Source organism: Pseudomonas morbosilactucae (genome assembly GCF_023241665.1).
GTDB classification, from domain to species: Bacteria; Pseudomonadota; Gammaproteobacteria; order Pseudomonadales; family Pseudomonadaceae; genus Aquipseudomonas; species Aquipseudomonas morbosilactucae.
The window spans coordinates 23,208-35,501 of the sequence record NZ_JALQCX010000072.1; the positions used below are offsets into that span (position 1 = coordinate 23,208).

Annotated in this window: 10 protein-coding genes; 8 read left to right on the plus strand and 2 right to left on the minus strand. The window is 65.3% G+C overall.

Annotated features, from left to right (window positions below; all coding sequences use genetic code 11):
* The first annotated feature begins 13 nt into the window (after positions 1-13).
* The 5 genes from M1B35_RS29700 to M1B35_RS29720 all read left to right on the plus strand — a co-directional run bounded on the left by M1B35_RS29700 (position 14) and on the right by M1B35_RS29720 (position 6,301).
* Positions 14-1,375 carry a DUF1329 domain-containing protein gene (locus M1B35_RS29700; protein ID WP_268263828.1) on the plus strand — a complete coding sequence of 454 codons (1,362 nt, stop codon included), beginning with the start codon at positions 14-16 and terminating at the stop codon, positions 1,373-1,375.
* Between the two features lie 89 nt (positions 1,376-1,464).
* Complete coding sequence (locus M1B35_RS29705; RefSeq protein WP_123331742.1) at positions 1,465-2,391, plus strand: LysR family transcriptional regulator; 927 nt, start codon at positions 1,465-1,467, stop codon at positions 2,389-2,391.
* 117 nt (positions 2,392-2,508) lie between these two features.
* Complete coding sequence (locus tag M1B35_RS29710; protein WP_268263836.1) at positions 2,509-3,732, plus strand: M20 aminoacylase family protein; 1,224 nt, start codon at positions 2,509-2,511, stop codon at positions 3,730-3,732.
* Positions 3,733-3,801: 69 nt separating this feature from the next.
* Positions 3,802-5,091, plus strand: coding sequence for an MFS transporter (locus M1B35_RS29715; RefSeq protein ID WP_268263829.1), 1,290 nt, complete (start codon positions 3,802-3,804; stop codon positions 5,089-5,091).
* 259 nt (positions 5,092-5,350) lie between these two features.
* Entirely contained in the window at positions 5,351-6,301 is a 951-nt protein-coding gene (locus M1B35_RS29720) for a M14 family metallopeptidase (protein ID WP_341870169.1), read from the plus strand.
* Positions 6,302-6,346: 45 nt separating this feature from the next.
* Here the strand turns inward: M1B35_RS29720 and M1B35_RS29725 are convergent, their stop codons facing one another.
* The gene (locus M1B35_RS29725; RefSeq protein ID WP_268263830.1) at positions 6,347-7,642 is read right to left on the minus strand and encodes an MFS transporter; all 1,296 of its coding nucleotides are present in this window, start codon (positions 7,640-7,642) and stop codon (positions 6,347-6,349) included.
* A 226-nt stretch (positions 7,643-7,868) separates the two neighbouring features.
* Positions 7,869-8,774 carry a LysR family transcriptional regulator gene (locus tag M1B35_RS29730; RefSeq protein ID WP_123331734.1) on the minus strand — a complete coding sequence of 302 codons (906 nt, stop codon included), beginning with the start codon at positions 8,772-8,774 and terminating at the stop codon, positions 7,869-7,871.
* Between the two features lie 146 nt (positions 8,775-8,920).
* Between M1B35_RS29730 and M1B35_RS29735 the strand changes: the two genes are divergently transcribed.
* From M1B35_RS29735 to M1B35_RS29745, 3 genes are all read left to right on the plus strand, one after another.
* Positions 8,921-10,339 (plus strand): M20 family metallopeptidase, encoded by a 1,419-nt coding sequence (locus tag M1B35_RS29735; RefSeq protein ID WP_268263831.1) that lies wholly within the window; start codon positions 8,921-8,923, stop codon positions 10,337-10,339.
* Positions 10,340-10,459: 120 nt separating this feature from the next.
* On the plus strand, positions 10,460-11,314 hold the full coding sequence (locus M1B35_RS29740) for an IclR family transcriptional regulator (RefSeq protein WP_268263832.1): 855 nt from the start codon (positions 10,460-10,462) through the stop codon (positions 11,312-11,314).
* Positions 11,311-12,294: FAD-dependent oxidoreductase (locus tag M1B35_RS29745; RefSeq protein ID WP_268263833.1), on the plus strand; the 984-nt coding region annotated here is incomplete at its 3' end. The genes M1B35_RS29740 and M1B35_RS29745, both read left to right, overlap by 4 nt.

The window sequence follows — 12,294 nt, forward strand, 5'->3', positions numbered from 1 at the left end:
ATCGAGGTTAACCATGAGACATCCCCACCTGCTGCAGATTGGCTGCTTCACCCTGAGCCTGCTGGCCGGCCCCGTGCTGGCGGCAGTCTCCAGCGAACAGGCGGCACGCCTGGGCAAGGACCTGACCCCGGTGGGTGCCGAGCGCGCCGGCAACGCCGATGGCAGCATTCCGGCCTGGACCGGCGGCCTGCCCACCAGCACCGGCAAGATGGACGCCGACGGTTTTCTGCAAGACCCCTATGCCGGGGAGAAACCGCTGTTCACCATCACCGCCGAGAACCTTGAGCGGTATCGCGCCAAGCTCAGCCCCGGCCAGTTGGCGATGTTCAAGCGCTACCCCACGACCTACCGAATGCCGGTCTACCCGAGCCATCGCAGCGTCAACCTGCCGCAAAAAAGCCTCGACGCCACGCTGAGCAATGCCAGCCGCACCACCCTGGTGGAAGGCGGCAACGGCCTGGAGAACTACAGCCCCGGCGCGGTGCCGTTCCCCATTCCCAAGGACGGCCTTGAGGTGATCTGGAACCACATCGGCCGCTACCGAGGCGAGAGCCTCAAGCGCATCGTCATGCAGGCCTCGCCTCAGGCCAACGGCAGCTTCACCCCCAGCGTGGTCAAGCAGGAGCTGGCCTACCCCACGGGCCTGAGCGACTACCAACCGGCGGAAATGGCCAACATCCTCAACTACTACCGTGAGGAATTCCTTTCCCCGGCGCGCCTGGCAGGTGGCGTGCTGCTGGTCCACGAGACCATCAACCAGGTCAAGGAACCGCGCATGGCTTGGCAATACAACGCCGGCCAGCGCCGGGTGCGACGCGCCCCGCAGATCGCCTACGACAGCCCGGCCGCCGAGGGCATGCGCACCCTCGACGACTTCGACCTGTTCAACGGCGCCCCGGACCGTTTCGACTGGAAGCTGGTGGGCAAGCAGGAAATGTACATTCCCTACAACAGCTACCGCCTGGAATCACCCAAGCTCAAGTACACAGAGATCGTCCAGGCCGGGCACCTGAACCCGGAGCACACACGCTATGAACTGCACCGGGTCTGGCACGTGCAGGCGACGCTGAAACCCAGCCAGCGCCACGTCTATTCCAAACGCGACCTCTACATCGACGAGGACAGCTGGCAAGCAGCGATCACCGACGCCTACGACGGTCGTGGCACCCTGTGGCGCGTCGCGGAAGGCCACGCCAGTTTCTTCTACGACGTCCAGGTTCCGTCCTTCGCTGCCGAGGCCCACTACGATGTGCTGTCCGGGCGCTACGCGGTGAACTCCCTGCGCAACGAAGAGAAGAACAGCTACCAGTTCAACCTGCCCTTCAGCCGCAAGGAGTTCACCCCTTCAGCCTTGCGGGCCACCGGGATTCGTTGAGCAGGTTTAACAAATTGGTACGTCTCCGATCCCCCGGGGTGGGGGTTTTGGCTTAGATTCAAGCCCCCATTCCCACTCGGTACCCCGCCATGAAGCTGCATCAGCTGCGCGCCCTCGTCTCCATCTGCGAAAGCGGCAGCATCCAGGAGGCTTCGCGCCTGCTACACATCTCGCAACCGGCCCTGTCCAAGGGCATCAAGGAACTGGAAGCGGAACTGGGCGTGCCCCTGCTGATCCGCTCCAATCGCGGCATCACCGCCACTGAATACGGCGAGCGCCTGGTGCGCCGCGCACGGCTGATCCTGGAGGAGGTACGCCGCGCCGCGGAAGAAATCGACACCCTCAAGGGGCGCATGGACGGTAAGCTGTCCATCGGCGTGTCGCCGGTCACCCCCGGCCCGCAGTTTGTCAGCAGCCTCAATCGCTATCGCCAGCGCTTCCCCAAGGTCCAGGTACAGATCCACGAACTGCGTCCCTCGAAACTCATGGAAGGCTTGCGCGAAGGCCAGCTCGACATGGCCCTCAGCTCACTGCCGCCGTCGCGCAATACCGATGGCTTCCATTGGGAAGAACTCTACGCCCAGCCCACGGTGCTGGTGGTGCGCAAGGACCATCCACTGCGCCATGCCCGGCATTTGCATGAACTGCGGGAACAGGAATGGCTGCTGCAGGATTCCCTGGAGCAATCCAGGGTCGGGGTGATGTTCGAGGAAAACGGCGTGGCGCCGCCACAGAACGTTATCGAATGCGCGTCGGTGGTGCTCTTCGCCGAACTGGCGATCACCAGCGATGCGGTCAGCTATTGGTCGCTGCGGGTACTGGAAAGCGCACCGATGCTGATGGCGAAGCTGGAAATCCTGCACATCGTCGAGCCGGTGCCACCGATGAACATCTCCCTGGTGTGCCGCGATCAGGAACTGATGACCCGCGAGGCCAAGGCCCTGGCCGATGATCTGATCTACGTCTACAAGGGGCCGTCGAAGCCGCTGCCGAACCTGGTGCCGGCGATTGCCTGAACCCCCGTTGCCGTTCCTTGATAACCACAACCGATAAGCATGCCCAGAGGTGATTATTCAGCACTGGGCCGCTCGGGCATGCTGCGGGCCACCGTCAGCCGCTCGGAAATGGACCCCATGACAGCGCCCCACTCGCCCCTGATCCCGCAAATCCTCGCCTGGCAGGACAGCTTCGCCCAGCTGCGACGAGACCTTCACCAGCACCCGGAACTGGGCTTTGCCGAACAGCGCACCAGCGAACGTGTCGCCCAGAGCCTTGAGCAATGGGGCATCGAGGTCCACCGCGGCATCGGCGGCACCGGCGTGGTGGGCGTGCTGCGCAACGGCAGCAGCACACGCAGCCTGGGAATTCGTGCCGACATGGACGCCCTGCCGATCCATGAACAGAGCGGCGTTGCATGGCAAAGCCGACAACCGGGCACCATGCATGCCTGCGGCCATGACGGGCACACCGCGATCCTGCTGTGTACCGCCCGCTACCTGGCCGAAAGCCGGCAGTTCGACGGCACCGTCCACCTGATTTTCCAGCCGGCCGAAGAAACCCTCGGCGGTGCCCGACGGATGATCGAGGACGGGCTGTTCGAGCGTTTCCCCTGTGATGCGGTGTACGCCCTGCACAACATGCCGACCTTGCCGGTGGGGGTATTCCTGACCCAGCCCGGGGCCATGAGCGCCTCTTCGGACAACGTGCACATCCGCCTGATCGGCGTCGGTGGCCACGGCGCCATGCCCCACAAGACCAGGGACCCGGTAGTGGCCGCCGCCGAACTGGTGCTGGCCCTTCAATCCATCGTTGCGCGCAACGTGCCGGCCGGCGAAGTGGCGGTGATTACCGTGGGCGCATTGCACGCCGGTGAAGCCGCCAACGTGATCCCCGATCACGCCACCCTGGCGCTGAGCGTACGCACCACGAACCCGCAGATCCGCGCCCTGCTCAAGCAACGCATCGGCGAAGTGGCCCGGGGCGTCGCCGCCACCCATGCCCTGGAGCTCGACTTTCAGTACGAAGAACGCATCGGCGTGCTGCTCAACACCCCGGCCGAAACCGCCCTGTTGCAGCAAGTGGCCCGGGACCTGCTAGGCCCCGAGGGGCTAATGACCAGCATTCCCAGCGGCTTTCTCGGCAGCGAGGATTTTGCCTCGATGCTCGAACAACGGCCCGGCTGCTACATCGTCATGGGCAACGGCACCGAAGGCGCCCACGGCTGCATGGTGCACAACCCCGGCTACGACTTTAACGACGCCGCCCTGCCCTATGGCGCCAGCCTTTGGGCCCGGCTGGTGGAAACCGCGCTGCCCCGGACTGAAGAGCGCCCAACTGAAGAGTCGCACACTGAATAGCCTCGAACTGAATAGCACTGCCGAACAGCCCAGCCCTGAATAACAACACGCCAAGGACAGAGACCCGCCATGTCGACACCCGCCACAAAACCCCGCGCCCTGATCATGGCCCTGCTGATGGCGGTGATGGTCATCAGCGTGCTGGACAAGACCATCTTCGCCTTCGCCGGGGTGCAGATCATCGAAGAGCTGCAACTGACCCCGGAGCAGTTCGGCTTCGTCGGCAGCGCGTTTTTCTTCCTCTACTCGATCTCCGGGATCGCCGTGGGCTTTCTCGCCAATCGCTTCCCCACCCGCTGGATTCTCAGCGTCATGGCCCTGGTCTGGACCAGCGCCCAACTGCTGGTGACCGTGGCCGGCAGCCTCGGCGCCCTGACCGCCAGCCGCCTGTTGCTGGGGGCCGGCTGCGGCCCGGGCACAGCGGTGACCCAGCACGCCGCCTTCAAGTGGTATGGGATTCGCGAGCAGGTGCTGCCGGCCTCGCTGATCCAGGTCTCGATCATGCTTGGTGGCCTGCTCGGCGCCCTGGCCCTGCCCTACGCCATCAGCCACTTCGGCTGGCGCAGCGCCTACCTGGCCCTGGCGATCCTGAGCCTGGGCTGGGCACTGCTGTGGCTGCTGTTCGGTGCCGAAGGCCAGCACCAGGAAGAGCAAGGCCCGGCGCCGCAGGAGGCGCGCATTCCCTATCGTCACCTGCTGCTCAACCGCACCTTTGTCTGGATCTCGCTGATGTGCTTCCTGGCCTACCTGCCCAACGCCCTGTCCTTCAGCTGGTCGGCGGTGTACATGCAAAAAGGCCTGGGGCTGAGCCCGATGCAGACCGGCTACGTGATGTTCACCGCCACCCTGGGCATCATCGTCCTCAACCTGCTGGTCTCGGCACTCTCCCAACGCATGCTCCGACGCGGCCTGGGCGAGCAGCGCAGCCTGGTGCTGCCGCCGATGCTCTGCTGCATCTTCGGCGGCCTGGCGTTCTGCGCCCTGGGCGCCCTGCACGACGAGCTGTGGCTGAAGTTGACGCTGTTTGTCAGCGGCGCGGTGCTGCTCAACGGGGTGTTCGCCTTTGGCATGACCATCACGTCCCATATTTCGCCGTCGATCCAGCGCGGCGCCATGCTGGCCATCCACGTCGGCAGCATGACCTTCTCCGGCATGCTCGCGCCCTGGCTGGTGGGGCGCCTGGTGACCCTGTTCGACCATGACATCGCCCGGGGTTTTGAAACCGCCCTCAACGGCATCGGCTTGGCCACCCTGGTCTGTGCCCTGCTGGGGCTGTGGGTAATCACCCCCCAAGCCACTCGCCAGCGCCTGCTGGACCTCGCGCCCGCGCCCCTGGCCGACACCGCCCGGCCCGTGTAGCGCCAGCCCGGCGCGCCAGGCCAGGGCGCGCCATTCCCTTGATGATGATCCGCAGCGGCCCCACTCCAGGGCGCCGGGCCTCGCCGTGGATTGCTCACCCTCGATACACCCAGGAAGCTTCCATGACCCTCGCCTGTTTTTCCGCCACCTACGCTGAAGCCCGCCACAAATTCCTCGACGCCTGCGCCCGACGCGGGTCCTTGGTGCAGTCCTATGTCACCCGCTCAAGGGCCGCGATCAGGAAACCCTGGCCATCGACCTGTACCGTACGGGCCCGGCCAACGCCCGCAACCTGCTGCTGATCAGCAGCGGCTGCCACGGCGTCGAAGGCTTTTGCGGCTCGGCGGTGCAGATCGACCTGCTGCACAACGAGCGCTGGATCGAACTCACCCGCCAGCCCGACCTGGCGGTGATCTACCTGCATGCGCTGAACCCCTATGGCTTTTCCTGGCTGCGCCGGGTGACCCACGAAAACGTCGACCTGAACCGCAACTTCCTCGACTTCAGCCAGCCCCTGGCGGACAACCCCGGCTACCGCGCCATCGCCGATTGCCTACTGCCTCGGCACTGGCCGGCCAGTGTGGCCAGCCGCGCACGCCTGCTCCTGCACACCGCACGCCTTGGGCCCAAGGCCTTGCAGGCGGCCATCTCCCGGGGCCAGCACAGCCACCCCGACGGCCTGTTTTTCAGTGGCCTGGCACCCACCTGGAGCAACCAGCAGATCCGCGCCCTGCTGCGCCAGCACGCCCAGCAATGCCGACGCATCGCCTGGATCGACATCCACACCGGCCTGGGCCCCACGGGCGTGGGCGAGCGCATCTATAAAGGCCGCGCCCACCCCGAGGACCTGGCCCGGGCGCAGGCGTGGTGGGGGCCAAAGGTGACCAACAGTTTCGATGGCAGCTCCGCCTCGGCCCAGTTGGAGGGCACCCTGGACCTGGCGGTGATGGAAGAATGCCCCCAGGCCCAATACAACGGCCTGACTCTGGAGTACGGCACCCGCTCAGGGTGGCAAGTGCTTGACGCCCTGCGCGCCGAACAGTGGCTGCAGAACAATCCCCAGGCGCCTCAACGGCTGTATGAGCAGATCAAGCGGCAGCTGCGCAATGCCTTCTACGTGGACACCCCGCAATGGAAACAGCAGGTGCTGGAGCAGGCGCGGGCGCTGTGCTGGGAGACGGTGGCGGGGTTGCAGAACGATCCGCAATAAAACGCGGCACCCCGGGGCTGGCAGGCCCCGGGACACCGCAGAAGGTCACTTCAGTTTGAGCTTCAGTTGCGCGCCGAGCAGCGCACAGATGCTGAGGATCGCGGCAAACATCAGGTAATAGGCGGGGGCTGCCTTGCTGCCGGTGACGGCAATCAGCGAGGCGGCGATAAAGGGTGCGAAGCCGCCGAAGAAGGTCACGCCCAGGTTGTAGCTCAGGGACATGCCGGTGGCACGGGTCTGCACCGGGAAGATCTCCGACATCAGTGCCGGCAGCGGCGCGAAGTACACCGCTTTGATCAGGGCCATCAGGCTCACCACCAGCATCAGCGAGAGCAAGGTCGGCTCGGCGTTAAGCCAGAGGAATGCCGGGTACGCCACACACAGGTAGAACAGCGCCGAGAACAGCATGATGCGGATGCGCCCGATGCGGTCTGAAAGCATGCCGACAAAGGGCGTGACAAAGGTCAGGATCAACCCGCCGATCAGGGTCGCCATAAACCCGGAAGACTGGGGCAGGCCCAAGTCCTTGGCGGCGTAGGACGGCATGTACTGGATCAGGTAGTTGGACGCGGTGGACACCACCAGCGCGCCCATGGCGATCAGCAACAGCAGCTTCTGCCCGGCGAACAGCGTACGCACAGGCGCCTTGCTCGACTCGGCGGCGTCGAACACCGGCGACTCGTCGCAATGCTTGCGGATGTACATGCCCACCGGCCCGATCAACAGACCGAGGAAGAACGGCACTCGCCAGCCCCAGTCCATCATCTCTTCAGGGCTCAGGTTGACGGTGGTGAAATAACCGGCCAGGGACGCCAGCACCGTACCCAGGCCTTGGCTGGCGAACTGCAGGCTGGCGATAAAACCACGACTGCGGGGCGATGCGTGTTCGATCAGGTAGGCCGTGGAACTGCCGAATTCGCCACCGGCGGAAAAGCCCTGGAGCAACCGCGCCAGGAAGATCCCGATGGGCGCCAGGATGCCGATGCTGGCATAGGTCGGGATCACCGCGATGATCAGGGTGCCGATCAGCATCAAGGTGATGGACAGACTCATGGACTTCTTGCGCCCGGCGCGATCGGCGTAGGCGCCCAGCACCATGGCCCCCAGTGGCCGGATCAGAAACGACACGCCAAAGGTGCCGAAGGTGATCATCAGCGACAGGCTTTCACTGTCCGTGGGGAAAAACAGCTTGGAAATGACGAACGCAAAATAGGCGTACAACGCCATGTCGTACCATTCCAGGGTATTGCCGACCAAGGCCGCGCAAGCCGTGCCCCAAATGGATTTTGGCTTGGTCCGGGCATGCCCCTCGAGGGCCACGGAATCGGTTGTGCTGTGCATGAGAGGTCCGCCTTTATAAGGTTTGTTATGGCAGGAAACGAGTGCAGCAATCAGTGTTTTTCGACGCGTTGGATTTCTTGTTGTGAACAACTGACAGCGAGGTTCGAGCCGGACCTGATCAGGGAAAGCCGATGTCGGGGCGATTGTAGGCACAGCCCCAGCGTGCTTAAAATAATTTTATTGGCAATTAACCGTTCGCATTTTGTGAACGCTCTAATCCCTCTTCTCAAGGCTGCAGCAGCGCCACCAGGTGATCGCGAAACACCGCCACCGCCTGGGGCAACTCGCGTCCGGCCATGCTCTGCAGCTCGATGCGCCGGGCCTGCAAGGTCTCGTCGGAGAAGGGAATGGAGACAATTCGCCGGCTGCGCTGGTAGGTGGTGCTGCTGATCGGGTTGGCCAGGCTGACCCCGCCGCCCTGGGCGACGAAGCGGTACAACGCGGCAAAGGAATTGCTCTCCAGCACCAGGTTGAACTCCAGGCCCTGGACCCCGCAGCAAATGTCGAACAGCCGCCGGGCGGTGGTGTCCGGAGTCTGCATGGCCATGGGATAGGGCTGCAGCTCGGCCAGGGCGATGCTGTCGCGCAAGGCCAGCGGGTGCTCCACCGGCAGCATGGCCATGATGCCGCCCGGGGCCACGCACTCGACGTTGATCTCGCGCTCCGGCGACAGGCTGTAGGTCAGGCCCAGGTCGGCCTGGCCTTCACGTACCCGACGGGTCACTTCCTCGGGCCCGACCACCTCCAGGGAAAACAGAATGCCGTCGTAGGTCTTGCGGAACTCGGCAATGGCGTCCGGCAGAAAATCGATGGCAAACCCCTGGGAACAGGCCAGGCGGATATTGCCCCGGCGCAGCCCGTGCAACTCCCGCAATTCCTCGACCAGTTGCCCGGTTTCCATCTGCGCCTTGCGCACGTGGCTGGCCAGGCGCTCCCCCGCCGCCGTCGGCAACATGCCCCGGGAACGGCGCTCGAACAACGGGGTGTCGAGTTCGTATTCGAGCTTGGCGATCTGCCGGCTGACCGCCGAGGCCGCGACGTTGAGCTTGACCGAGGCTTCATTGACCGAGCCGCAGCGCACCACCTCGAAAAAGTAACGCAGGGCAATGGATTGCATGCTGTTGAATTGCATGGGTAGCGCCTCCGGCATTGCTTTAATAGCAACACTTCATTCTAAACATTGTGATTGTTGCAGCTAACGGCCGAGTCTAGAGTCCTGCTCAATCCTTGGCTAGGGCGCACTGGGCGCCGGCCTCTTGCATTGAAGGAACCGGCCCTATGAGTCGATCAGCTGCCATTGCCGCAGTGACCCGGATGTTTGCCAGCGGCGAGTTTCTCGCGACCCTCGAACGCAGCGTTGCCCACCGCACCGAAAGCCAGGAGCCGACGCGCCTGCCCGAACTGCGCGCCTACCTGGAAGACTTTATCGTGCCGCTGATCGAGCCCCTGGGGTTTACCAGCACCCTGTACCCCAACCCGGAACCCGAGCACGGCCCGCTGCTGGTGGCCGAGCGCATCGAGGCTGTCGACCTGCCCACCCTGTTGATGTACGGCCACGGCGATGTGGTGCGCGGCTACGACGCGCAATGGCGCGAAGGCCTGTCACCCTGGCAAGTGGTGGTGGAAGGCGAACGCTGGTATGGCCGTGGCAGCGCCGATAACAAGGGCCAGCACCTGATCAACCTCAGCGCCCTGGCCCAGGTGATCGAGGCCCGCGAGGGACGCCTGGGGTTCAACGTCAAGCTGCTGCTGGAAATGGGCGAGGAAGCCGGTTCGCCAGGCCTGCGTGAGTTCTGTGCAACCCACCCGCAACAACTGGCCGCCGACCTGTTCATCGCCTCCGACGGCCCTCGCCTGAGCGCCTTGCAGCCGACGATTTTCCTCGGTTCTCGGGGCGCGGTGAACATCGACCTCAAGGTCAATCTGCGTGACGGCGCGCACCACTCCGGAAACTGGGGCGGCCTGCTGCGCAACCCGGGGATCGTCCTGGCCAACGCCATTGCCAGCCTGGTCAACCAGGACGGCCAAGTGCAGGTCCCGGGGCTCAAGCCGGCGAGCCTGCCGGACTCGGTGAAACGCGCCATCGCCCCCCTGCAACTGACCCCCAGCAGCCCCAACGACCCGACCATCGACCCGAGCTGGGGCGAACCCGGGCTGAGCCCCGCCGAGCGGGTGTTCGGCTGGAACACCTTCGAAGTCCTGGCCTTCAAGACCGGCAACCCCGACGCACCGGTCAACGCCATCCCCGGCCATGCCAGTGCCCATTGCCAGGTGCGCTTTGTCGCTGGCAGCGATTTCCGCGAGTTTGTCCCAGCCATCCGCCGTCACCTCGACGCCCTGGGCTTCAGCCAGGTCGAGGTCAGCCAGAGCCCGGGCGGCGTGCTCAATGCCTCGCGCCTGGACCCGGACAACCCCTGGGTCCACTGGGCCTTGCATTCTCTGCAGAGCACCACCGGCAAGACTCCGGCCTTGCTGCCCAACCTCGGCGGCTCCCTGCCCAACGACATTTTTGTCGACGTGCTGGGCCTGCCGACCCTGTGGGTGCCCCACTCCTACGCCGCCTGCTCCCAGCACGCGCCCAATGAACACCTGCTGGCGCCGGTGGTGGAAGAAGGCCTGCAAATCATGGCCGGGTTGTTCTGGGACCTGGGGGAATCGGCCGTGGACCTGCTGCGCGAATCACGCGCCGCCGGCTGAAAGGCCCCGTTATTCCAGGAATTTGACACGCCAAGGGACGCTGTGGAATAGTTTTCCAACAAAACTGGAATTCAATTCCACTTATTCCGCACTGACTGCAGTGCGGCCTTGGAGTGATCGATGGCAAGCGCTGCAAGCACCACCGAAGCCGGCTTTTCCGGGGTCCTGGACCGGGGCCTGGCGATTCTCGAACTGCTGGCCGGCAGCGCCGAGGGCCTGACCCTCAGCGCCGTGTCCGACCAACTGCGCATCCCGCGCAGCGCCACTCACCGCCTGCTGACTGCACTCGGCGAACACGCCTACGTGCGCCAGGAGCAGGAACGGGGCACCTACGTGCTCACCTCCAAACTGCAAGTCCTGGCCTTCCGGCAACTGTGCGCCAGCGGCCTGGTGGACGCCGTGCAACCGGTGCTCAATCGTCTCGCGGCGCAGGCCGGTGAACTGGTGCGCCTGGCGGTGGCCGACCCTCGGCAACTGACCTGGGTGGCCCGCGCCCAAGGTGCGCGCAACGGTTTGCGCTACGACCCGGACATGGGCATGGAGGCCCGGCTGTCCTGCTCGGCCACCGGTTTTGCCTGGCTGGCGCGCCTCGACGATGAGCAGGCACTGGCGCGGGTTGAGCACCAGGGTTACGGCAGCGTGGCCGAGTTCGGCCCCCACGCGCCACAAACCCCGGAGCAATTGCTGGCCCAACTGGCGGCCACGCGCCAACGCGGTTATGCCGTCGCGGTGCAGACCTTCAGCGACTGGATGGCGGCCATTGCCGTGGCCCTGCGGCACCCGGTGAGCCACCAGCCGATCGGCGTGATCAGCATCGCCGGCCCGGTGTTCCGTTTCAGCGAAGCCAAGCTGCACGAGGTCGCGCCCCTGCTGCTGGCCGCTGCGGCGGAAATCCAGACATTGATCCCCGGTTCCCCGGCGCTGATGAGCCCGGAGCTGACTGCCCAATCCGTTCGTGAAGGCCTTGTATCGTGACCTCAACCCCTGAAATACCCCTCGCCCCCCTGGAATGCGACCTGCTGGTCATCGGCTCCGGCGCCTCGGGCCTGGCCGCCGCCGTCACCGCCGCCTGGCACGGCCTGAAGGTCGTGGTGGTGGAAAAAGACCCGGTGTTCGGCGGCGCCAGCGCCTGGTCCGGCGGCTGGATGTGGGTGCCCGGCAACCCCTTGGCGAAACGCGCCGGGATTGACGAAGACCCGCAGCAGCCGCGCACCTACCTCAAGCATGAATTGGGCGAGCGTTATGACCCCGAGCGTATCGACGCCTTCCTCGACAACGGCCCGCCCATGGTGCGTTTTTTCGAGCAACACACGGCCCTGCAATTCGTCGACGGCAACGCCATTCCGGACATCCACGGCCAAGTGCCCGGGGCCGCCACCCAGGGCCATCAATTGATTGCCGCGCCCTACGATGCCCGGGCCCTGGGCCCGTTGCTCAAGCGCCTGCGCAAGACCCTGCGGGAAACCTCGTTCCTGGGCATGCCGATCATGGCCGGCGCCGACCTGGCAGCCTTCCTGACCCTGACCCGCTCGCTGAAATCCCTGCTCCACGTGAGCAAGCGCTTCGTGCTCCACCTGCGCGACCTGGCGTTGCACGGCCGGGCCATGCATCTGGTGAACGGCGTGGCCCTGGTGGCGCGCCTGGCCAAGTCGGCCGAAGACCTGGGGGTGACGCTGATGACCTCGGCACCGGCCAAACGCCTGCTGCAAGACGCCGAGGGCGTGCACGGCGCGGTGGTCGACACCGCCCAGGGCCCCCTGGAGATTCGTGCGCGGCGCGGGGTGGTGCTCGCTGCCGGCGGCTTCCCCCATGACATCCCACGGCGCCAGGCGCTGTTTCCGCGTACGCCCACCGGCCGGGAACACCTGGCCTTGCCGCCCCAGAGTTGCTCGGGCGACGGCATTCGCCTGGGCGAATCGGCCGGCGGCGTGCTCGCCACCGACCTGGCCTCCCCC

What these genes read in the sequence shown, in the direction of transcription:
- M1B35_RS29710 (WP_268263836.1), top strand. Translation starts at nt 2,509, where the DNA reads ATGACAGCGCCCCACTCGCCCCTGATCCCGCAAATCCTCGCCTGGCAG.
- M1B35_RS29705 (WP_123331742.1), top strand. Translation starts at nt 1,465, where the DNA reads ATGAAGCTGCATCAGCTGCGCGCCCTCGTCTCCATCTGCGAAAGCGGC.
- M1B35_RS29730 (WP_123331734.1), bottom strand. Translation starts at nt 8,774, where the DNA reads ATGCAATTCAACAGCATGCAATCCATTGCCCTGCGTTACTTTTTCGAG.
- M1B35_RS29735 (WP_268263831.1), top strand. Translation starts at nt 8,921, where the DNA reads ATGAGTCGATCAGCTGCCATTGCCGCAGTGACCCGGATGTTTGCCAGC.
- M1B35_RS29715 (WP_268263829.1), top strand. Translation starts at nt 3,802, where the DNA reads ATGTCGACACCCGCCACAAAACCCCGCGCCCTGATCATGGCCCTGCTG.
- M1B35_RS29725 (WP_268263830.1), bottom strand. Translation starts at nt 7,642, where the DNA reads ATGCACAGCACAACCGATTCCGTGGCCCTCGAGGGGCATGCCCGGACC.
- M1B35_RS29740 (WP_268263832.1), top strand. Translation starts at nt 10,460, where the DNA reads ATGGCAAGCGCTGCAAGCACCACCGAAGCCGGCTTTTCCGGGGTCCTG.
- M1B35_RS29700 (WP_268263828.1), top strand. Translation starts at nt 14, where the DNA reads ATGAGACATCCCCACCTGCTGCAGATTGGCTGCTTCACCCTGAGCCTG.